This window comes from Mycobacterium sp. NGS41, assembly GCF_059812725.1.
Window position 1 is genome coordinate 43,027 of the sequence record NZ_JCALDF010000005.1, and the last position, 20,945, is coordinate 63,971.

The 20,945-nt window shown below is 66.4% G+C and carries 17 protein-coding genes; 8 read left to right on the top strand and 9 right to left on the bottom strand.

What is annotated here, in order from left to right; translation table 11 throughout:
• Nucleotides 1-41 precede the first annotated feature (41 nt).
• From AC5Y21_RS06915 to AC5Y21_RS06925, 3 genes are all read left to right on the top strand, one after another.
• On the top strand, nucleotides 42-1,514 hold the full coding sequence (locus AC5Y21_RS06915; protein WP_499910690.1) for a DUF7937 domain-containing protein: 1,473 nt from the start codon (nucleotides 42-44) through the stop codon (nucleotides 1,512-1,514).
• A 34-nt stretch (nucleotides 1,515-1,548) separates the two neighbouring features.
• Nucleotides 1,549-3,141, top strand: coding sequence for a hypothetical protein (locus tag AC5Y21_RS06920; RefSeq protein WP_499910692.1), 1,593 nt, complete (start codon nucleotides 1,549-1,551; stop codon nucleotides 3,139-3,141).
• Nucleotides 3,142-3,232: 91 nt separating this feature from the next.
• Nucleotides 3,233-3,670, top strand: a complete 438-nt coding sequence (locus AC5Y21_RS06925) for a CD225/dispanin family protein (RefSeq protein ID WP_499910694.1) — start codon at nucleotides 3,233-3,235, stop codon at nucleotides 3,668-3,670.
• Here AC5Y21_RS06925 and AC5Y21_RS06930 read toward each other — a convergent pair.
• The 4 genes from AC5Y21_RS06930 to AC5Y21_RS06945 form a co-directional block, all read right to left on the bottom strand.
• A complete protein-coding gene (locus tag AC5Y21_RS06930) occupies nucleotides 3,639-4,610 on the bottom strand; it encodes an enoyl-CoA hydratase/isomerase family protein (RefSeq protein ID WP_499910933.1) in 972 nt (323 codons plus the stop codon). The genes AC5Y21_RS06925 and AC5Y21_RS06930 overlap by 32 nt on opposite strands.
• Nucleotides 4,611-4,612: 2 nt before the next feature.
• Nucleotides 4,613-6,142 (bottom strand): fatty-acid--CoA ligase FadD4, encoded by a 1,530-nt coding sequence (gene fadD4, locus AC5Y21_RS06935; protein WP_499910696.1) that lies wholly within the window; start codon nucleotides 6,140-6,142, stop codon nucleotides 4,613-4,615.
• Nucleotides 6,143-6,206: 64 nt separating this feature from the next.
• Nucleotides 6,207-7,268 (bottom strand): S-adenosylmethionine:tRNA ribosyltransferase-isomerase, encoded by a 1,062-nt coding sequence (locus AC5Y21_RS06940; RefSeq protein ID WP_499910697.1) that lies wholly within the window; start codon nucleotides 7,266-7,268, stop codon nucleotides 6,207-6,209.
• An 8-nt stretch (nucleotides 7,269-7,276) separates the two neighbouring features.
• A complete protein-coding gene (locus AC5Y21_RS06945; protein ID WP_499910698.1) occupies nucleotides 7,277-7,978 on the bottom strand; it encodes an SDR family NAD(P)-dependent oxidoreductase in 702 nt (233 codons plus the stop codon).
• A 67-nt stretch (nucleotides 7,979-8,045) separates the two neighbouring features.
• On the opposite strand from AC5Y21_RS06945, the gene soxR reads away from it, so the two are divergent.
• Nucleotides 8,046-8,501, top strand: a complete 456-nt coding sequence (gene soxR, locus AC5Y21_RS06950) for a redox-sensitive transcriptional activator SoxR (protein ID WP_499910700.1) — start codon at nucleotides 8,046-8,048, stop codon at nucleotides 8,499-8,501.
• 92 nt (nucleotides 8,502-8,593) lie between these two features.
• Here the strand turns inward: soxR and AC5Y21_RS06955 are convergent, their stop codons facing one another.
• The 3 genes from AC5Y21_RS06955 to AC5Y21_RS06965 form a co-directional block, all read right to left on the bottom strand.
• Nucleotides 8,594-10,423: a phosphoenolpyruvate carboxykinase (GTP) gene (locus tag AC5Y21_RS06955; RefSeq protein ID WP_499910701.1), complete on the bottom strand. Its 1,830-nt coding sequence runs from the start codon at nucleotides 10,421-10,423 to the stop codon at nucleotides 8,594-8,596.
• Nucleotides 10,424-10,644: 221 nt separating this feature from the next.
• On the bottom strand, nucleotides 10,645-12,126 hold the full coding sequence (locus tag AC5Y21_RS06960) for a hypothetical protein (protein ID WP_499910702.1): 1,482 nt from the start codon (nucleotides 12,124-12,126) through the stop codon (nucleotides 10,645-10,647).
• Complete coding sequence (locus AC5Y21_RS06965; RefSeq protein ID WP_499910935.1) at nucleotides 12,120-13,211, bottom strand: hypothetical protein; 1,092 nt, start codon at nucleotides 13,209-13,211, stop codon at nucleotides 12,120-12,122. Before AC5Y21_RS06965 ends, AC5Y21_RS06960 begins: the two co-directional genes overlap by 7 nt.
• 152 nt (nucleotides 13,212-13,363) lie before the next feature.
• Between AC5Y21_RS06965 and trmB the strand changes: the two genes are divergently transcribed.
• From trmB to mmpL3, 3 genes are all read left to right on the top strand, one after another.
• Nucleotides 13,364-14,155 (top strand): tRNA (guanosine(46)-N7)-methyltransferase TrmB, encoded by a 792-nt coding sequence (gene trmB / locus AC5Y21_RS06970; RefSeq protein WP_499910936.1) that lies wholly within the window; start codon nucleotides 13,364-13,366, stop codon nucleotides 14,153-14,155.
• A gap of 6 nt (nucleotides 14,156-14,161) precedes the next feature.
• Nucleotides 14,162-14,887 (top strand): NYN domain-containing protein, encoded by a 726-nt coding sequence (locus AC5Y21_RS06975; protein WP_499910703.1) that lies wholly within the window; start codon nucleotides 14,162-14,164, stop codon nucleotides 14,885-14,887.
• Nucleotides 14,888-14,972: 85 nt separating this feature from the next.
• On the top strand, nucleotides 14,973-17,801 hold the full coding sequence (gene mmpL3, locus AC5Y21_RS06980) for a trehalose monomycolate exporter MmpL3 (RefSeq protein ID WP_499910705.1): 2,829 nt from the start codon (nucleotides 14,973-14,975) through the stop codon (nucleotides 17,799-17,801).
• Nucleotides 17,802-17,815: 14 nt separating this feature from the next.
• Here the strand turns inward: mmpL3 and AC5Y21_RS06985 are convergent, their stop codons facing one another.
• Nucleotides 17,816-18,982: an AI-2E family transporter gene (locus tag AC5Y21_RS06985; protein ID WP_499910707.1), complete on the bottom strand. Its 1,167-nt coding sequence runs from the start codon at nucleotides 18,980-18,982 to the stop codon at nucleotides 17,816-17,818.
• A gap of 145 nt (nucleotides 18,983-19,127) precedes the next feature.
• On the opposite strand from AC5Y21_RS06985, the gene AC5Y21_RS06990 reads away from it, so the two are divergent.
• On the top strand, nucleotides 19,128-20,297 hold the full coding sequence (locus tag AC5Y21_RS06990) for a lysylphosphatidylglycerol synthase transmembrane domain-containing protein (protein WP_499910708.1): 1,170 nt from the start codon (nucleotides 19,128-19,130) through the stop codon (nucleotides 20,295-20,297).
• A gap of 100 nt (nucleotides 20,298-20,397) precedes the next feature.
• Here the strand turns inward: AC5Y21_RS06990 and AC5Y21_RS06995 are convergent, their stop codons facing one another.
• The gene (locus AC5Y21_RS06995; RefSeq protein ID WP_499910709.1) at nucleotides 20,398-20,913 is read right to left on the bottom strand and encodes a hemophore; all 516 of its coding nucleotides are present in this window, start codon (nucleotides 20,911-20,913) and stop codon (nucleotides 20,398-20,400) included.
• Nucleotides 20,914-20,945 lie beyond the last annotated feature (32 nt).

Below are 20,945 nucleotides of genomic sequence, written 5' to 3' on the forward strand. Positions count from 1 at the left end.
CGGTCCAACCGGTCCAACCGGTCCAACCGAGGCCGCCGAGAATGCCGCGTCCGAGTCCGTTCGCGGGCGTGCCGCGTGCCGACCTCGCCTGGGATGCGGTCAGCGTCATCGCCTTGCCGGTCATCCTGGTGCTGCCGTGGACGGCGGCCGAAAGGGGCTACAGCCGACCGGAAGTCATCGTCGGCTGCCTGCTCGGTCTCTGCGCGATCGCCCTGCCGTACCTGAGCCGGCCAGGCCTGTTCGGGCCCGCGTGGACGCCGGCCAAACTGCGGGTTGCCAAGCTGGCCGCGGCTGCGCCGTTCGGGCTATGCGCCGCAACCTATTTCGTCATCGACGCGATCGTCGGCGCCATCGACGGGGGATTGACCAAATTCGCACCTGCCCCCGGCGCGTGGATCGCGGCGGCGGTTTCGGTGCTGGTGGCGCTGCCCCGCCGCTCGGACCTGATCGATGGCGGCTCGCAAGGCAATACGCGCCTTTGGGGAACCGTTCTGACCGTCACGTCTGTGGCACTTCCGTTGTGCGCTGTACTCGCGCTGGTCGGCGTGCTGCTGGGTACCTTTCGGTCGCTGACATCGGTGCTCGAATTGCGCGCCTTGATCGCGCTTCCGGTGGTGCAGGCGGTGTTGTTCGCGGTCTGGGTGAGCGCGGTGTGGATCGTGGTCCGGCGGGCTGCCCGCGGTGACGCGGCCGGGCGTCTGGCGCTCGTCGCCGCCGGTGTCGGAGCGTTGATTTGGGCCATCTGCGGGGCTTTTGTGGCTGGCGGGGCGCAATTGGGTCTCGGCGCGCCTGAGTCGCTGCATCTGCCCTTTGGCGGGTGCACCCTCACGATGATCGCCGCGCTGGTGGGGTCGTCGCCCGCGCTGCGTCGGCCCGGCGATCAGTCCGACGCACAGACGTGGCTGACGGCGGCGCGCGGCGTTCTGGGTCTGGTGGTTGTCGCGGACATATTGCTAGTGGCACAGATCATCGCGGACGTGGCGCTGACCGGCGCGCTGACCGCTGCGGTGTTCACCACCGTGATCTGTGCGGGCGTGGGCGCTATCGCGGCAGACTGGGCGCGACAACAGGTCGCTCTCAACCCGTTACGTTGTCGCGTTCCCGTCCTGGTCGCGTCGGCTGTCCAAGGGATTACCGGGCTGGTGTCGATCCTGGTGCTGGGCTTGAGCCCGAACTCGTGGGAGGTGGTGACGGGCCCGCTGGTAATCGCGGCGCTTGCGCTGCCTGCGGCGGCCGCCGCGTTTGTGACACTGCCAAAGCCGATCCGAGCGTTCTTCCCGACGCCGACGCCGATGCCGGCTCCGGCGTACGCTCCGCCAGGCGCTGCAGATCCCGCTGTGCTGGCGGCGGACCCCACCACGCCGGCCCATGTCCTGTACGGCCTGGCCCAGCAGCACGGCGCCCTTTGGCCGTACCTCGCACGCAATCCCGCCGCGCCGCCCGATCTGCTTGCGTGGCTGGCTCAGTCCGCCGATCCCGAAGTCCACGCCGCGCTGCGCGCCCGTCAACAGTGAGGCCGCCGAGAAGATGAATCCCGAAGGACCGCACGTGAACTGGCAAGCCGCACCGCCTCAGTACGCCGTCCCACCCCAATTCCAGGCACCGCAACACCCCGGCCGGGGGCCAACCCGGTCCGCCCTATTACGTTGGGCGGCAACAGGAGTCGTCGTCTGTCTGCTGCTGGTGGGGGCCGTCGTACTACACCGGACCGTGCTGTCGCGTCTTTTCGGCGGGGCGGCTACACCGCAAGAGGCAGTTACCCAGGCGATCGCGGCCATCGAAGGCGGTGACCTGTCACGGCTGGGTTTGTTGCTGCCGCCAGACGAGGTCGCCGGACTCACCGACGTCGTGAAACAGGCGAGGCGCATCTCGTCCGCGCTCGGTGAGAAAAGCGATTTCGGCGGTCACACGAAGGACACCGGCGTGCAGGTGAGCGTCAAGAACCTCACTCTGAAGACACATGACGAACAGAGCCAGCTGACCAAGGTCAGCATCGAAAACGTCGATATCACAGCGTCATTCGATCCGGCAAAGGCTTCCGATCCGGTCAAGAAGTTGTTCGAAACGAAGGATTCGGCTGCGAAACAAACCACGATCACGGTTCGCGGCGCCAATATCACGAAGGACGGTCACCGGCAGACAGTCCGTCTCGACGGCCGCGAGCAGCCGCCCTTTGTCATGACGGTCCAACGGGACGGCAGCTGGTATGTCAGCCCGCTGTTTACCGTCTTCCAATACATCTCCGAACAAGAAGGCCGCGGAACGTCGCCGGCTGTCAGCTCGCCCGGCTTCGACTCCCCGGTCAAGGCGGCCGAAGGCTACGTAGCCGGGCTGGCGAAGGCGCTCAACACTCGCAACATCACCGAGTTCGGCCGGGTTACGGGAGGTGTCGAGGGCCGCCTTTTGCAGACCTATCGCAGCCTGTTCGACTCGACCCTGGAGAAACTGAACCGCAGCCGCACCTCTATCGACATCAGCAACAGCCGGTTTCGCCTGCTCTCCGTGGATGGAAACACCGCCCGGGTCCGGCCAGAGAGTCTGCACCTGAGCTCGAGATCGGACTACCAAACGTCTGTGGCCGATTGGGACGGACGCTGCCTGCAGACCGACGAGGGGAATAGCCACGAGCGACATTGCCTGGGCGACAAGTCGACCTTCGGCCCGTTCAGCCCGCTCTTCGAGCGGCTGAACTATCTGGTCGCCATCCGCGCCGACGGCGGCTGGAAGGTCAGTGCCACCCGCACGGTCTACAGCATGGTGGCCGATGTACTCAGCTGGATCGGCGATGCCGAGCTGCCGATCATCAAGGCGGTGACCAAGGCTGATCCCACCGAGCTGACCAAAACCGCGAAGGTCGCCGCCACGGTACAGATCGGCAACACCGCCACGATCAAGGTCGAGCCGATCGGACCGTACGTGGACGGCGGGTACGCGGTTGTCGACATCCCTAACCCCGGCGGCAGTGGCTTCGCCGTGAATTGCCATACGACAAACAGGGAGTGTGAGGTCGCCACGCTCGTCACACCGTCCGGCAAGAACCAGCGACCCACTGCCGGTGGACGCAACGGCGAATCGGGTGACTACAAGGCGATCGTCATCGCCGAGACAGGTGACGTGGAAATCTCTGTCCGGTCGCGCTGACCCGGTAACCCAAGCCGTGCTGTATATTTGCCTGACCTCGACGCCAGTAAGGCGGCCGTGAATCTGTCGAGCCTGAGGGAAGGCAGTCGCCATGAGTTATCCGCCAGACCCGTACGGCGGCTCCCCGGGTTGGCAAGGCCAGCAACCGGGTTGGCCGGGGCAACAACCGGGTTCGCAAGGCCCGCAACCGGGTTGGCCGGGGCAGCAACCCGGTTGGGGGGCCGGACCACAGCCGGACAACCACCTCGTCTGGGCGATTCTGACGACACTTTTCTGCTGCTTGCCCCTCGGGGTGGTATCGATCGTCTACTCTTCCAAAGTCTCCGGGCTGTGGATGCAGGGGCAGTACGCCGAAGCGCAGGCCGCCGCCAACAATGCCAAAAAGTGGGCGATCATCAGCGCGGCCGTCATGGGCGTACTTTATGCCGGCCTCTTCGTGGTCTGGCTCGTCCTGGTGATTATTGGTGTCGCCGCCTCAAGTCATATCCCCTCCACGCCTACCACCACCTACTACCACCACCATTACTGAGCCGCGCATCCACCAGGCCCCAAGCTAACGCGGTCTGCGCGTCGATAGTGTGACCGCACAACACCAGATACGCGGTGCGCCAACGGCCTATCCGGCGGGTAACACTGACGGTGCCGCCGGCTCCGGGAATCAGACCCAGCCCCAATTCCGGCAGCCCGAACACGGAATCATCCCGTGCCTCAATCCATCCGCAGAACGCGGCCATCTCCAGCCCGCTGCCCAGCACCCGGCCGTGCACCTCGGCGCGGCAAGCCCGGCCGAGCCGCGCGGTGAGCGCGTCCAGCGCCAGCGCGGGGCTGTGCCGGGTGCGGGCCAGGTGTGCGGACGCCGGGTCGGCGAAACTACCGAATTCCGCAAGGTCGCCGCCGCTGCAAAACGAGGGGCCGTTGCCGCTCAACACGATTCCGGTCACCGACGGGTCCAGCTGTGCGACCGTCAGTGCTTCTAGCAGCGCGGCACGGGCATCGGTGGAAAACGCGTTGTGACGCTGCGGCCGATTAAACCTGATTCGCAAGGTATTACCGTCGCGCTCGGCCTGAACCGGATTGGCGATGTCTGGCATCCGCGCCGGACCGCGCTCGTCGAGCCAGCGCGCGAACTCCGGCCCGGCCTGCAGCGTCGAGTAAGCCAGCGACTCGGTCATCACCCCGGTCAGCGTCGCGCCGTCGGGGTCGACCGCCCGCAGCACGTCGTCGCACACGCTGCTGGCATGCGGCCAACGCTGACAGCGCTGCCTCAGTTCGGCCACCGCGTCAGTCACCGAGGCGACGGTGATCACGCGCCGGTCGGTACTTTGGTCCTCGGTGAGCGTGAAAGTGGCGTGCTGCAGCCAATATTCGGAGCCTTCCGATACCGGCCCGACTGCCACCACCACGCCGGGCACGCGCGGCACCAGGGCATCGTCCACCTGCGGCGGCTCCGTCAGGTCAACGATGCGCAGCGTCACGCCGAATACTTCTCGACCAGCTCGTTCTTGTAGAGCTTGCCGGTGTCGGTGCGCGGCAGTTGCGGCTCGAACGCGATTGACCGCGGGCATTTGTAGTGCGCCAAACGATCTCGCAGCCAGCTCAGCAGCTCGTCGGCGAACTGGTCGGTGGCGTCGGCCGGATCGACGGTCTGCACAGCCGCCACAACGCGTTGGCCCATCTCGTCGTCGGGAACGCCGAAAACCGCGGCGTCCAGCACCTTTGGGTGGGTGACCAGAACGTTCTCCGTCTCCTGTGGGTAGATGTTCACCCCACCCGAGATGATCATGTGGTGGCGCCGGTCGGTCAGATAGAGGTAGCCCTCTTCGTCGAGGTAGCCGACGTCGCCGACGGTCACCCAGCCGTGGTTGTCGCGGGACTTCGCGGTCTTCTCCGCATCGTTGAGGTACTCGAAGGCGTTGCCGCCCTCGAAGTAGATTTCACCGGGTTGGCCGGGCTGCAGTTCGTTGCCGTTCTCGTCGAGGATGTGCACCACGCACATCATCGGCTTGCCGACCGACCCCGGGTGGGCCAGCCAGTCCTCGGCGCTGATCAGAGTCGAGCCGTGGGCCTCCGAGGAGGCGTAGTACTCGTCGACGATCGGCCCCCACCAATCGATCATCTGCTGCTTGATCTCCACCGGACAGGGCGCGGCCGCATGCATCACCCGCTGCAGGCTGGATATGTCGTACGAATTACGCACTGATTCGGGAAGTTTCAGCATTCGGGTGAACATGGCGGGTACGAACTGGCCGTGGGTTACCCGGTGCCGGGAAATAGCGTCCAGGCAGCCCTCGGGGTCGAACTTTTCCAGCACGACGGTCGTGATGCCGCCGGCCTGCGCGCTCATTGACCAAACCGACGGCGCCGTGTGATACAGCGGCGCCGGACTCAGATAGATCGACTCTGGCGTCATCCAGAAACCGACGAGGGCTGACATCATGCCGGGCGCCTCGGCGGGCGGAACATGGGGCAGTTCGCGTTTGATGCCCTTCGGACGGCCGGTGGTACCCGACGAGTACTGCAGCAGGTCGCCCTCGATCTCGTCGTCGATCGGCGTATCGGGTTGGTCGGCAACACATTCCGGGTAGCGCTTCCAATTCGGCAGGTCGGCCTCTCCCTCGTCCAAGGCGATGAGCAGCAGGTCCGGCAATCCGCGCGGCAAGTGCTCGGCCAGCTGCTCGCAGGTCTCGCGCAATGCCGCCGAGCCGATGATCGCCTTGGCGCTGCTGTTGTCGACGATGTAGGCGGCCTCGGCCGCGGTCAGGTGGGTGTTGATGGGCACGTAATAGAGGCCACTGCGGCGGGCCGCCCACATGACGGCGTGGATGTGCTCGTTGTTCTCCATCAGGATCGCGACGCTGTTACCCTCGGTCAGACCGGCGCGTCGGAAGTAGTGCGCCAAGCGGTTGGCCCGGGCTTCCAACTCGTCGAACGTGAGGACCGTCCCCGAAGGGTGCAGGATCACCGCGGGTTTGCCGGAACCGACATGCTGACGAATCTGCATGCGCCGACTGTACGATGCGAGCTCGCGGCGCCTGCCAGGCGGGCGCGGAACGGGACAGTGTGGGCTACTTTTCCGGCAGCAGCAGAGCGCTGTCGCCGAACTCGTGCCACAGATAACCGTCTTCGACGGCTTCGCGGTACGCCATGGCGACCAGCTTCGGGCCCGCGACGGCCTCGAGCAGCAACAGGTGCGAAGCGCCGGCATCATGCCATCCGGTGATCAGGCCGTCGACCACGCGGCTCGGGCGGTCGGGGCCGAGCACCAGATCCGTCCAGCCAACCGCCTCGTGTACGGCGCCATTGGGGTCGGCGGCTGACTCCAGGGCCCGGGTCACCGTGGTTCCGACGGCGATCACCCGCCCGCCGCTCGCGTGCGTGAGGTTCACCAGCCGCGCGGTGGCCGGCGGCACAGTGAACAGCTCGGGGGCTGGTGGCTCGCCCGCCTCCGCGGAGGCGACCCCCGCGTGCAACGTGATCGGCGCGATGGCAACACCGGCGGCCACCAGGGTTGTCACTAATTCGGTACTGAACGGCCGTGCCGCGCTGGCCATTTCAGCACTACCCGCGGTGCGGGCGAATACCGTCTGGTAGTGGCGCAACGGCCATTGTCGCGGCACGTAGGAATACCGAATCGGCCGGCCGTAGCGGGCGAGATAGGACGCGACGCCGCCCGTGGGACCTTCGAGGACCACCCGCGCCGTCCACAACCGACCGCCGTCGACCCCGGGCTCCGGGTAGGACGACCGGATGACGATCGCGGCGCCGCCGGGGAGCTCAATGCGTTCGTCCGGGCGGATGTCGGTCAAGTGCCCGGTCGCGGTCCCGGTCGGCCGGAGTTCGACCACCCACAGCTTCTCGGCGCGCTCGGTGGAGAAATGGATGGCGATCGGCCGACCGGCACGACTGCCGTCGACCGCGGCGGGCAGGGTGGCGGAGTTGTTGACGACCAGGAGGTCGCCCGGGTGCAGGTGGTCGCCGAGGTCGGCGAATCGGGCGTGGGTGACCCCGCCCGGCCGGGCGATCAGCAGCTTGACCGCGTCCCGTGCGACGCCGCGGGCTTCCGGCGGTTCGCTGGCGTCGGAGCCCGCCGGCCGGTGAAAGCGGGTATGCGGGCTCGCCAGAGTCATGGCACGTGTCATCGGCGGGCTCCGGCCATCAGGTCTGCCGCCCGGTAGCGGCCGGACGTCGGCCGGGTGTCGAGCAGTCGCAGCAGCGCCGGTACGACAGACTGCGGCTCGGCCCGATCGGAGATGTCCTCGCCGGGGAAGGCGGCTTGGTGCATCTCGGTGCGCATGTCGCCGGGGTCGAACGCGTAAACCGGCACGGCGGATGCCTCGGCCGCCAGGATGGCCGATAGCTGATCGAGTGCGGCCTTTGACGAGCCGTAGCCGCCCCAGCCTGGATACGGTTCGACGGCAGCGTCGGACGTGAGGTTGACGATCACCCCGGCGTTGTCGGTGAGCGCCGGCAACGCCGCCTGGATCAGCGCAAGCGGGGCAAACAAGTTCGTCTGATAGACGGCCCCCAACTCGCTGGCCGGGTAGTCGGCCAGGACCGGTTGGGGGCTGGGGCCAAGCCGGCTTGCGTTGTTCACCAGCAGCCGAAGCGCGCCGGCGTTGGTGGCGGCGGCGACCAGTCCGGCACGGTGTGACGCATCGCTGACGTCGCCCGGAAGGGCGATCAGGCGTGCTGAATTCAGCTCTCGGGCAGTCGTTTTCAGCTTATCGGCGCGGCGCGCATCGCCGACGACCGTCCAGCCGAGGTCGAGCAGAGCGGCAGTCACCGCTCGTCCGAAACCGCGCGATGCGCCGGTGACGATGGCTACAGAATGGTGCATGGATAGGGTCATACTGCCATACTGGTAGTTAAAGTCAACTTTAAGTCAAGTCCCGAGAGGCCCGATCATGGACAAACGAGATTTGTTCACCGTCAGCGAGATAGCGAAACGCAGTGGCTTCGCAGCGTCGGCGATTCGGTTCTACGAGAGCCAGGGCCTGATCACGGCAACCCGGACGGGCGGCGGTCAGCGCCGCTTCGAACGCCAGATGTTGCGACGCCTGGCTTTCATCCGGGCTGCCCGCAACGTCGGCTTGAGCCTGGACGAGGTGGCGGCGGCGCTGGCAAAGCTGCCAGATGGACGCAACCCGACGCGCGCCGACTGGAGTCGGCTGTCCAAAGACTGGCGCGTTCGCCTCGATGACCAGATCGCCGGGCTGATGGCGCTTCGCGACAACCTGGACTCGTGCATCGGCTGCGGATGCCTGTCGTTGCAGCGGTGTGCCATCTCTAATCCGGCCGACTCGGCAGCGGTGGCCGGACCAGGGGCGGTCTATCTGCCGCGCTCACTGCGGCGAGCGTGAGCTCCCGCCGAGCTGGGGGCACCTCCCGCTTGCGGGGGAACTCAAAAGCCCCCGACACGCCGTGCGTGCGGGGGCTTTTGCGTCTGCTCGCGCTACTCGGCCTCGGCTAAACGCTGCTTGAGGGCGTCGAACTCGTCCTTGACCCCGGTTGGCAGCTTCTCGCCGACGAACTCGAACCACTCCTCGATCAACGGCAGTTCCTTGCGCCACTCAGCGGGGTTGACCACCAGCGCCTTGGCGACGTCGTCAGCGTCGACGTCGAGTCCATCCAGATCCAAATCCTCGACGGCGGGCACAACACCGATCGGGGTGTTCTCTCCGCCGGCTTTGTGCTCGATGCGATCGACGATCCACTTCAGTACCCGGCTGTTCTCACCGAAGCCAGGCCACAGGAATTTGCCGTCGTCACCGCGACGGAACCAGTTGACGAAGAACACCTTCGGCATCTTGGACTCGTCGGAGTTCTTCCCCAGGTCCAGCCAGTGCTGGAAGTAGTCGCCGACGTGGTAGCCCAGGAACGGCAGCATGGCCATCGGGTCACGTCGCACGGTACCGACCTTGCCCTCGGCCGCGGCGGTCTGCTCGCTACCCATGGTGGCGCCCATGAAGACACCGTGCTGCCAGTCACGGGCCTCTGTCACCAGCGGCACCGTCGTCTTGCGGCGGGCGCCGAACAGGATGCCCGAGATCGGCACGCCCTGCGGATCGTCCCACTCCGGCGCCAGGATGGGGCACTGCGACATCGGCGTGCAGTACCGCGAATTCGGATGCGCCGCTTTGGTTTCCGTCTCGCGGATGACCCAGTCGTTGCCCTTCCAGTCGATCAGGTGATCCGGCTCGCCTTCCAGGCCTTCCCACCACACGTCGTTGTCGTCGGTGAGCGCGACGTTGGTGAAGACGGTGTTGCCCCCGGCGATGGTGCGCATCGCGTTGGGGTTGGACTTCCAGTTGGTGCCCGGTGCCACCCCGAAGAAACCGAACTCCGGGTTGACCGCGTAGAGCCGGCCGTCCTTGCCGAACCGCATCCAGGCGATGTCGTCGCCGAGGGTCTCGGCGCGCCAGCCCGGGATGGTCGGCTGCAGCATCGCAAGGTTGGTCTTGCCGCAGGCCGACGGGAACGCCGCTGCAAAGTAGTACGCCTTGTTCTCCGGGGAGATCAGCTTGAGGATCAGCATGTGCTCGGCGAGCCAGCCCTCGTCGTGCGCCATCGCCGAGGCGATGCGCAGCGAGTAGCACTTCTTGCCCAGCAGCGCGTTGCCGCCGTAGCCGGAGCCGTAGCTCCAGATCTCGCGGGCCTCCGGGAAGTGGGTGATGTACTTGGTCTCATTGCAGGGCCACGGCACGTCTTCTTGCCCCGGCTCGAGCGGGGCGCCGACGGAGTGCAGCGCCTTGACGAAGAACCCGTCGTCGCCCATCTTGTCCAGCGCGGCCTTGCCCATCCGGGTCATGGTGCGCATGGAGACGACGACGTATTCCGAGTCGGTGATCTCGACGCCGAGCTTGGGGTCGTCGGCACCGAGCGGGCCCATGCAGAACGGCACCACCCACATCGTGCGTCCGCGCATGCAGCCGCGGTACAGCTCGGTCATGGTGGCCCGCATCTCGGCGGGCTCCATCCAGTTGTTGGTCGGGCCGGCGTCGATCTCCCGCTCGGAGCAGATGAACGTCCGGGACTCCACCCGGGCCACGTCGGACGGGTCGGACAACGCGAGGTAGGAGTTGGGGTGCTTCTTCTCGTTCAGCTTCGTGAATGTGCCCGCGTCGACCAAGTGGGTGGCAAGCCGCTGGAACTCCTCTTCGGAGCCGTCGGCAAAGACCACCCGGTCGGGCTGGGTTAGCTCGGCGACCTCCTCTATCCAGGACAGCAGGCCCTGATGTTTAGTAGGCGCGGTATCCAGCCCGGGAATGGTCGCTGAGGTCATCGAACTCTCCTGAATTCATCTGCGTACTTCGGGACACTTCTCGTTGCGTATGGCACTTCTCGTTGCGTATGCACTGGCTCACACAACTGGTTCACACGGTGAAGCTTTACGTACAGGTTATCGCGAGCAACTTGTCGAGACAGGCACGGGCAGGTATAAGCCTGCTCACAACAACGATTCAGAAGCCTCATGATCGTCCGCAAATCGTGCCATTTACCCCACTAAGACGGGTCCTTGGGTTTGGATATACCCGCTTCGCCGAGTTCTGCACGTACCGCGTCGAGCGCGGACTGCACGGTCGGCATTTCGCGGTCACGCACCGCGGCGGCCCGCGCCGCGGCGATCGCGTACTCGCGCAATTCGGTGTCGATGGCGCTGACCTGATCGGCCACCCGCGCATTCTCGGCCTCGTCCCGTGCGCTCAGCGCGGTGTTCAGCAACGTCTCGGCCATCAGCACACGCGTGGCGACCAACTCCTCCACCACCGACCGCAGCGACTCGGTCGCCTCACCCGCCCAGCGGTCCACCACGGCCCGGTCGCGCAGCAGGCCGCGGATGTTCACCACCAAGACCGTGGCCACCACACCGATCACCAGACACGCCACGAACCCGGCTATGGCCAGCCACGGGGCGAGCCTGGGCGCCAGGCTGGCCAGCAGGCGATTGAGCGTCAGCGCCACCCCGAGGCCGAAGCCGACGCCCAACAGCACCATCAGCCACGTTTCCTGACGTCGCGACTTCAACGGTGCGGCCGGAACCTCGACGCTGGGGAGCTTCTCCGGCGCCGGCAGGTCCAGCGGCGCACGCATCACCTGCGCCACGTCGCCCAGGTGCGCGTCGGTACCCTCACTGACCTCGGCGACCACGTCGTTCACCCTGCCGCGCACATATTCCTCGAAGCCGGGCATGTTGCGCCGCGACAGACCCGCGGCGTCCTCTTGCAGCTCACCGCGCACCGACGAGCAGCGGTTGCGGGCGAAGTGGGACAACTGCACGCGGGCCTGCTGGATCTGGCCGCGCAGCATGATCGTGTGTTCGGTTTTTGACTGTCGCCGCTCGCGCAGGGCCCAGCTGCGCTGCTCGCGCAGTGCGTCAACCCGGGCCCGACGGCCGGCGCCGTCGGCATCCCGATCGAAGCGCTTCGTCACCGTCTGAAGCCGGGATTCCCACGACCGCAACCTGTTTCGGCGGGCGATGTCCGATTCGGCGAGCTGTCTCCCGACCGCGCCGACCAGCTCGTCGACCCGCTTCTCGCCGACCTCGGGCAACGCAGCCACGCCGACCCAGGGCACCCGCGCATAGCGCGGCGCGTGCGCGGCAAGCTTGTCGCGATCGGCGTTCAGCACGTCGCACCAGGTGCGGTGGACATCGATCTTGGACACCACCCCGATCACCACATCGGTGTACTCGGCGGCGGCGTCGAGCAGCGCACAGTCGGATTCGGTCAGCTCGGCCGCAGCGGAAACCACGAACACCACCGCGATCGGGGCGTCGCCGGGACCCAGATCCGTCGACTCGACGAACTTGTGCTGCGGCAGCCGTTCGCGTAGCGCCGCGACGACACTACTTATCCCTGCCATCCACGGGCCCGTCACCAGCACCACGTCGCGGCGGTTGATGGCAGGCGCGTCCAGCCGGGGGCCGATTGCGGCCACCAGCGCGTCCACCTGGCTGGCCGGGTCGTCAGCCGCGTCGGTCACCATGACTCTCCATGCTCGCTGGCCTGCGACCATAACCGAAGCGACCCCCTGACAATGTCCGCGGCGCAGGACCGGTGCACCTCACTAACCGGGCCGTCAACGCCGAGCCGCTGCCAACGCACTGCCCGCGACAAATGCGCGGCAGGATCGGCGCCGCCCCCAACGTCCCCGACTTCCGGCTCGACGGCCATCCCCGCAGTGTCCGCCAGGTCAGCGGCGTCGGCCATCCGTGCCAGCACTGTGTCGTCGTGCGCCAGGAAGTCGCTGATGCCGAGTCGTTTTTCGGCAACAGCCAGCGCCTCCAATGCCGCGACGGCGTCGAGCACCCGTCGGTAACGCGTCTCGGCACCGAGGGCATTGACCCTGCCCACGACGGCATCGACACAGCTAACTCGGCGTAGCAGGACCCGCAGTTGGGTGGCTGAGCAGCCGTTACGGACCGCGGCCACCCCAAGCGCCGTGCCGAACAGGTCGAGGGTGTCCAACAGTCGCAACCGGTCTTCGGCCGGCACCGGAGAGTCCGCATCCAGAAACCCGGCGAAGCAGCCGTCGAAAAGGTCTTTCAATAACGCCTCAGGACCCGTGGCGAGCCCGCGCAGCGCGACCCATGCGTCGTGCAGATCATCGAGCGCGGCCACGGCGAGCAAGCCGCTCAGCGGCTCCACGGGTATCCCGGTCAGCCCGGGGATTTCGGCAAATTGCGCGCAGCGGGCCCGCGCCGCGGCGATCGGCCCGTCCCCGCCGAAACCGGCCAAATCGGCTTTGTTCAGCACCGTCAACACCGGGTGTTGGGCGGAGATCGCGCCGATCGCTTCGACGTCCTCGGGCTTGACCACCTCGGTGGTGACGTAAACCACGACGTCTGGCACGCCGGGATGCGATTCGGCCGCGCGGATGCCCGACACGTTGCCGGCGCGGTCCAGGGCACGTGCGACCGTGCTGCAGCCAACTCCCCCACGTCCGCGGACCATCACCCGCAACGGCGCGGCAGCAACCTCGGCGATCGTCGTCACCCGCACGTCAGCGGCAGCGGCAGCAAATCGCGCCAGCTCATCGACGAAAATCTGGTGCCCCCTGTCCCCTCGTATCCCGCCGGGTCGATCCGACCCGACCCGGCTCGTTTTCGCAAGCGAATCGTGGCACTTGCGGCGTGTAGATGCGAGTTAACCGTCTATCTGATACCAGCTGTAGGCAACTGTTGGGTATCAATCTGGACCACGTGCGGCTACATCGCCGGTTCATGGGCCACGATGGACAAATGCATTCGCAACCCGGCGTGGGGATCTCCGAGCAAGGAGTCGCCGGGCGCTATGCCCTACCCGCGGGAGCCCTACCCGGCGGACCGGTCACCGCGTTCCGCGCACGTCGTTCCGCCCTGTCCAGCGCCCAGCGCGAGACCTGGGAGCGGCTATGGCCGCAGCTGGGCATGTCGCTGGGGGCGGACTATCCAGACATCGGGCCGTTGGACACCCGCGCCTGGTTCGGCCGCGAGGCGCCGCTAGTGCTCGAGATCGGCTGCGGGAGCGGCACATCGACGCTGGCCATGGCGCAAGACGAGCCTGACATCGACGTGATCGCCGTGGAGGTCTACCGGCGGGGGCTGGCGCAATTGCTGAGCGCGTTAGACCGCGAGCAGGTGACCAACGTCCGGTTGATCCGCGGCGAGGCGGTGTACGTGCTGCAGCATCTGATCGCGGCGTCTTCGCTCAGCGGTGTGCGGGTGTTCTTTCCCGATCCGTGGCCGAAGGCGCGCCACCACAAGCGCCGGCTGCTGCAACCGGCGACGGTCGGTCTGATCACCGAACGGCTGCGCCCCGGTGGTGTCCTGCACGTCGCGACGGACCATGCCGGGTACGCCGAGTGGATCGCCGAAGTCGGTGACGCCGAACCGCGGCTGCGCCGCGTGGACCGTGGCGAGTCCGGCCCCGCGCTGCCGATCTCCGTCGTCCGCCCCACCACCAAGTACGAGACGAAAGCCCAGGATGTGGGAAGTGCCGTCACCGAGTTGATCTGGAAGAAACCCGAGAACTAGATGACCATGAGCGTGACCGAAGAAGCAGCCGCACCGGCGCCGCAAGAGTCAGCACCGGAGCTCGCACCGTCGACATCCTCTGAGACCACGCTGACCGGCTATGCCGCACCGGTTGGACGCGTGCTGCTGGTGTGGGACGCGCCCAACTTGGACATGGGGCTGGGCTCCATTCTGGGTCGTCGTCCGACCGGCGTGGAGCGCCCGCGTTTCGACGCACTGGGGCGCTGGCTGCTGGCCCGTACCGCCGAGATCGCTGCGGCCCGGCCCGGCGAAGTCGTCGAACCCGAGGCCACCGTCTTCACCAACATCGCGCCGGGCAGCGCCGACGTCGTTCGGCCCTGGGTGGACGCGTTACGTAACGTGGGATTCGCGGTCTTTGCCAAACCGAAGATCGACGAAGACAGCGACGTCGACCGCGATATGTTGCAACACATTGCCCAGCGTCACCAGGAGGGTCTTGCGGCGCTGGTGGTGGCGTCCGCCGACGGTCAGGCGTTTCGTCAGCCGCTGGAAGAAATCGCCCGCGGCGGGGTATCCGTACAGGTGCTCGGATTTCGCGAACATGCTAGTTGGGCGTTAGCGTCGGATACCTTGGAGTTCGTTGACCTGGAAGATATCGCAGGTGTTTTCCGGGAACCGTTGCCGCGAATCGGCCTGGATTCGCTGCCTGACCAGGGCGCTTGGCTGCAGCCGTTCCGGCCGCTGTCGTCGCTGCTGACCTCGCGTGTGTGAGAAGCATGAAAAACAACGTGTGGTGGAAAACCGAAAAAGCCTGACGGCAAGGCGCGGGTCGCTAAGGATCCAGTAAGGAGTTCACGTGTTCGCCTGGTGGGGTCGAACTGTGTACCGCTACCGGTTCATAGTAATCGGGGTCATGGTCGTTCTGTGCCTCGGCGGCGGCATCTTCGGGATGAGCCTGGGTAAGCACGTCACGCAGAGCGGCTTCTACGACGAGGGTAGTCAGTCCGTTAAAGCCTCGGTGCTGGGGGACCAGACGTATGGCCGCGACCGCACCAGCCACATCGTCGCCACCTTCACCGCTCCGGACGGCAAGACCGTCGATGACCCGCAATGGCACCAGAAGGTCGTCGACGAGCTGAACAAGTTCAAGAACGACCACCCCGACCAGGTCCTCGGCTGGGCCGGCTGGTTGGCTTTGTCCAACCCCGCCGACGCGCCGCCGCTCATTAAGGGAATGGCGACAGAGGACAAGAAGCACACCTTCGTCAGCATCCCGCTGAAGGGCAATGACGACGACACCATCCTCAATAATTACAAGGCTATCGAGCCGGCCTTACAGAAGCTCGACGGCGGCACGGTTCAACTCGCCGGTCTCGAACCGATAGCCAACGCACTGACCGGCACCATCGCCGCCGACCAACGCCGGATGGAGGTTCTGGCGCTACCGCTGGTAGCGGTGGTGCTGTTCCTGGTGTTCGGCGGCGCGGTCGCCGCCGGCTTGCCGGTCATCGTGGGCGGATTGAGTATCGCGGGTGCCACGGGCATCCTGCGGTTCGTCACCATCTTCGGGCCCGTGTCGTTCTTCGCCCAGCCCGTCGTCTCGTTGATCGGTCTCGGTATCGCGATCGACTACGGGCTTTTCATTGTGAGCCGGTTCCGGGAAGAGATCGCCGAAGGCTACGACACTGAGTCCGCCGTCCGACGCACCGTAATGACGGCCGGTCGCACCATACTGTTCTCGGCGGTGCTGATCATCGCCTCCAGCGCCTGCCTGCTTGTGCTGCCGCAGGGGTTCGTGCATTCGCTGACCTACGCGATCTTTGCCGCGGTCGGGCTGGCGGCCGTGCTGTCGATTACGTTCCTGCCCGCGTGTCTAGCGATCCTGGGTCGCCACGTCGACGCGCTCGGCGTACGCACCGCTTTCCGGGTGCCCTTCCTGCGCAACTGGAAGGTGTCCCGCGCCTACCTCAACTGGCTCGCCGAGCGGCTGCAGAAGACCAAGACGCGCGAAGAGGTCGAGGCCGGGTTCTGGGGCAAGCTGGTCAACTGGGTGATGAGACGGCCGCTGGCATTCGCCATACCGATCGCCGTCGGCATGATCCTGCTGGTCATCCCGCTGGGCAACCTCTCGTTCGGCGGGATGAGCGAGAAGTACCTGCCGCCGGACAATGCGGTGCGCCAGTCACAGGAGCACTTCGACAAACTTTTTCCGCAATACCGCACCGCTCAGTTGACCGTGGTGATCCAGAACGACAACCACAGCGCGGTCACTGACTCTCAAGTCGCCGACATCCGCAGCAAGCTCGCAGGCATCAGTGGGTTCACGAATCAACAGTGGGACGAGCGGCCTTGCCCGGCGATTGCCGGCAACCCGTGTGTCGCGGGACAAAACGGGACGATTCAACCCAAAGACAAATCGGTCCGGGTGATTCAGAACGGCCTGGTCAACCCCAATGACGCGGAAAAGAAGATCACCGAACTGCGGGCGATCACGCCACCCAAAGGTGTGTCCGTCTTCGTCGGCGGTACACCCGCCCTCGAACAAGATTCGATCCACAGCCTGGCTGACAAGGCCCCGTTGATGGCGGTGCTTCTGCTCAGCGCGACTCTGCTGCTGATGTTCCTGGCGTTCGGCTCGGTGGTGTTGCCGATCAAGGCGGTGCTTATGAGCGCTCTCACGCTGGGCTCCACGATGGGCATCCTGACCTGGATCTTCGTCGACGGGCACTTCTCGTCGTGGCTGAATTTCACTCCGACGCCGCTGATGGTCGTGCTCATCGCACTGATCGTGTGCGTAGGCTTCGGCCTGGCCACCGACTACGAGGTGTTCCTGGTGTCCCGAATGGTCGAGGCCCGCGAGCGCGGCATGTCCACCGCCGAGGCCATCCGGATCGGTACCGCGACCACCGGTCGCCTCATCACGGCTGCCGCCCTGGTTCTTGCCGTGGTCGCCGGGTCGTTCGTGTTCTCTGAACTGGTGCTGATGAAGTACCTGGCCTTCGGCCTGATGGCGGCGCTGCTGCTGGATGCCACCGTGGTCCGGATGTTCCTGGTGCCCTCGGTGATGAAGTTGCTTGGCGACGACTCCTGGTGGGCTCCGCGCTGGGCCAGGCGTCTGCAGAACCGCATCGGGCTGGGCGAAATCGACCTGCCCGACGAGCAGAAGAGGCCTACCCTCGACGGGCGCGTCGTGCGCCCTCCGGTCACGGCGTCCACCGTGGCCGCCCGCGCGCAGCCCACGCAGCACGACCCGACCCATCCCGGTGCGCCGGAGCCGCGACGGCTGACGCGCTCCGGCTCGGGCACCCAGCCGGAGACCAGGCCGGCTCAGGAGTTACCGGCGTCCACTGCCAAGGAGGTGCCGTCCGGCACGGCGACGGCACGGATGCCGACGATGTCTCCCGGCAGCACCACGCAGCCGGGCCCGCCACGGCCGCCCGCACCGACGCCGTCCACGGATCAAACTGAGCGTCTACACGTGCCGTCGAGTCATTCCGGCGACAACAACGGCGATCCGGCCGAGCCCACCGCCGCTCTACCGGTCATGCGGTCCGAGGGTAACGACTCCGAAGCGGCCACGGAGAAGCTGAATGCCCGCGGCGAGGACGACAAGGCGCGGCCACGTCGCCGGGTCGGCGGGGGCCTGTCAGCGCAGGATCTGCTGCGCCGCGAGGGACGGCTTTAGGTCCTCGGCGAACGTCACTCTGACTCTTCCGCGCCGTCGTCGGCGTCATCTTCGGGGCTGTCCGGTTTGGCCTGCATGATCGCCCCGACCTCTTCTTCGTCCTCCGTCTTATCCGCCGCGGCTTCGGGATCCTTGGCCATCAACACCTGCATCGCGTTGTTGAGGAACGCGACCGTCGGGACAGCAAGCAAGGCACCGACGATGCCCGCCAGGACACCGCCGGTGGAAATGGCCAGGACCACCGCCAACGGGTGGATTGCGACTGCGCGTCCCATCACCAGCGGTTGCAGCACATGCGCCTCGAGTTGGTTTACCAGGATGAGCAAACCCAGGGTCAGCAACGCGTAGACGACCCCCTTGGCCAGCAGCGCGACCACCACGGCCAGCAAGCCGGAGACCAAGGCTCCGATCAGCGGGATGAAGGCGCCGAGAAAAACCAACGAAGCCAACGGCAGCGCAAGCGGCACACCCATGATCGCCAACCCGGCGCCGACGCCGGCCGCATCGGTCAGCGCGACAAAGAACGTCGCCCGCACATATCCCGTCAATGCCCCGTACCCGGCCCGGCCCGCCTCGAGCACCCGCTCGCGGACGTCGGCCGGGATGACCTTGACGACGTACTGCCAGATGTTGCGCCCGCCGTACAGGAAGAAGATCAGCGTGAACAGCACCAAAAAGGCGGCGGTGACGAGCTCGGTGATGGTGGCCGCAGTGGACAGTGCGCCGCTGGTCAGCTTGGCCTGGTTGTTGTGCAGCGCCTGGATCGCGGCGTTGCCCGCATTGTCGATCTGCTCGCCCTTCAAGTGAAGCGGGCCTTCGATCAGCCATTTGCGGGTCGAGTCGATGCTGCGGCTGATCTGCTCGGTCAGATCCGGCAGACCGACGATGAACTGCGTGACGACGAACGTCAGAATGCCGCCCAGAATCGCAAATCCGGCCAGCAAAACCAGCGCCACCGCGAGGCCGCGCGGCAGCCCTTTGCGGTCCATCCAGTCGACCGCCGGCACCAGCAACGCGCTGATCATCAACGCCAGCAACACCGGCACGACGATGACTTCCAGCTTTCCCACAACCTGCAACAGGACGACCACCGCGGCCACGATGACCAGCAGACGCCAGGCCCAGGCTGCGGTCTTGCGGACGAGAGAGTGGACTGATTCGTCGTCGAGATGTGCCGACATCGGGCAAGCGTATCTTTTGCTGAGGCCGCGCTTGGCCGTGTCGAGCGCTTTTCGGCGTTAAGGCTGGCACGATCCGGTCACGACCCCGACACGGTCGGAAGTGCGCACCGATCACGCCGCCACCTGCGCGGTTACCCTAATTGACGTGTCGCACGACGCCCCGGCCCGCAGCCTGCGGCCCCAGCGCGAAGACGCACCGCGCAGCAAGTACTGGTGGGTGCGGTGGGTAGTGCTCGGCATCGTCGCGATCGTGCTCGCCGTCGAGGTGGCCCTGGGGTGGGACCAGTTGGCCAAAGCCTGGATGAGCTTGTACGAAGCGAACTGGTTGTGGCTGATCGCCGCGGTGCTCGCCGCGGCCGCGTCGATGCACAGCTTTGCGCAGATCCAGCGCACCCTGCTCAGGTCCGCGGGGGTGCACGTCAAGCAATGGCGGTCGGAAGCCGCCTTCTATGCCGCCAACTCGCTAAGCACCACGCTGCCGGGCGGGCCGGTGCTGTCGGCGACGTTTCTGTTCCGCCAGCAACGCATCTGGGGCGCGTCGACCGTGGTGGCGTCCTGGCAGCTGGTGATGTCCGGCGTGCTGCAGGCGGTGGGACTGGCACTGCTCGGGCTGGGCGGCGCCTTCTTCCTGGGCGCGAAAAACAACCCCTTCTCGTTGCTGTTCACGCTGGGCGGTTTCGTCGCACTGCTGTTGCTGGCCCAGGCGGTGGCGTCGCGGCCGGAGCTGATCGAGGGTATCGGCAGCCGGGTCTTGGCCTGGGCCAACTCAATTCGCGGCAAGCCGGCCGACACCGGCTTGGCGAAGTGGCGCGAGACGCTCATGCAGCTGGAATCGGTCAGCCTGGGCCGGCGCGACTTGGCGGTGGCGTTCAGCTGGTCACTGTTCAACTGGGTCGCCGACGTAGCCTGCCTGGCCTTCGCCGCCTACGCCGCCGGCGACCACGCGTCGGTCGCGGGGTTGACGGTTGCCTATGCGGCCGCCCGCGCGGTCGGCACGATACCGCTGATGCCGGGCGGGCTGTTGGTCGTGGAAGCGGTGCTGGTGCCCGGCCTGGTGTCGAGTGGCATGTCGTTGCCGAGCGCCATCTCGGCGATGCTGATCTACCGGCTGATCAGTTGGTTGCTGATCGCCGCCGTTGGGTGGGTGTTGTTCTTCTTCATGTTCCGCACCGAGAACGTCGGCGACCCCGATGACGATCCGATCACCGGTCCGCTGCCCGTCGTGCAGCACCAGGGTGAACCGTTCGCCGACCCGACCGAGGCCGCCTTGCAGGGCCCGGTGCCGCCGCCCGATGGGCCGGATAGCGGCGGCTAATCCTCAGTCCGTCGAACCTGCGCTCACGGCGCCCAGCCTGAACCCAGGGTCATGGTTGCGCGAATTCGCAAGCCCTGACCGCAGACTCGGCACAGCGGGGCTAGCCCACTCTTTTCGGCTGCGACGGGCCGGCCGGCGGACCCTGCACACCCGGCGCACCGGCCGGTGAAGCGCCCGGCGCTCCGCCCGTCAGGTTCGGAAGGCCGCCCCCGCCCTGCGCCTGCTGCACCAGACCCATGACCTGCGGAAGGCTGATCGGCAGCTTGCACTGGGTCGACAGTCCAGTCAGCGGTTGTGCGATCGTCTGCAGGTCACCGGCGGCCTTCGGGTTGGCCGCGAAATACGACTTCAGCGTGTTGAACGATTGCGGACCCGCCTGCTGCTGCAGCACCGTGGTCATCGCAGTGTTGGTGTCCGGATGCGCATCCAGGTAGTCACCCAGCGACTTGGCGACAGAACCCACGGTCTTGGCAACTTCACTGGCCGCGCACGGGTCGGCCGCTCCGGTGGCCGCCGGCCCAGAAAGAACCGCCCCCGCGGCGGCTATACCGGGCACCACGGTGGCGATTAGTCCTGCGTACAGCTTGCGTCGCCTGGTAGCCGTCGCTGCCTTCATGGATAACTCCTAACGGTCTGCGAATGGCCGCC

What these genes read in the sequence shown, in the direction of transcription:
- AC5Y21_RS06940 (WP_499910697.1), bottom strand. Translation starts at nt 7,268, where the DNA reads ATGACTCTGGCGAGCCCGCATACCCGCTTTCACCGGCCGGCGGGCTCC.
- AC5Y21_RS06960 (WP_499910702.1), bottom strand. Translation starts at nt 12,126, where the DNA reads ATGGTGACCGACGCGGCTGACGACCCGGCCAGCCAGGTGGACGCGCTG.
- trmB (WP_499910936.1), top strand. Translation starts at nt 13,364, where the DNA reads ATGGGCCACGATGGACAAATGCATTCGCAACCCGGCGTGGGGATCTCC.
- AC5Y21_RS06995 (WP_499910709.1), bottom strand. Translation starts at nt 20,913, where the DNA reads ATGAAGGCAGCGACGGCTACCAGGCGACGCAAGCTGTACGCAGGACTA.
- AC5Y21_RS06985 (WP_499910707.1), bottom strand. Translation starts at nt 18,982, where the DNA reads ATGTCGGCACATCTCGACGACGAATCAGTCCACTCTCTCGTCCGCAAG.
- AC5Y21_RS06915 (WP_499910690.1), top strand. Translation starts at nt 42, where the DNA reads ATGCCGCGTCCGAGTCCGTTCGCGGGCGTGCCGCGTGCCGACCTCGCC.
- AC5Y21_RS06925 (WP_499910694.1), top strand. Translation starts at nt 3,233, where the DNA reads ATGAGTTATCCGCCAGACCCGTACGGCGGCTCCCCGGGTTGGCAAGGC.
- AC5Y21_RS06945 (WP_499910698.1), bottom strand. Translation starts at nt 7,978, where the DNA reads ATGCACCATTCTGTAGCCATCGTCACCGGCGCATCGCGCGGTTTCGGA.
- fadD4 (WP_499910696.1), bottom strand. Translation starts at nt 6,142, where the DNA reads ATGCAGATTCGTCAGCATGTCGGTTCCGGCAAACCCGCGGTGATCCTG.
- AC5Y21_RS06975 (WP_499910703.1), top strand. Translation starts at nt 14,162, where the DNA reads ATGAGCGTGACCGAAGAAGCAGCCGCACCGGCGCCGCAAGAGTCAGCA.
- soxR (WP_499910700.1), top strand. Translation starts at nt 8,046, where the DNA reads ATGGACAAACGAGATTTGTTCACCGTCAGCGAGATAGCGAAACGCAGT.
- AC5Y21_RS06955 (WP_499910701.1), bottom strand. Translation starts at nt 10,423, where the DNA reads ATGACCTCAGCGACCATTCCCGGGCTGGATACCGCGCCTACTAAACAT.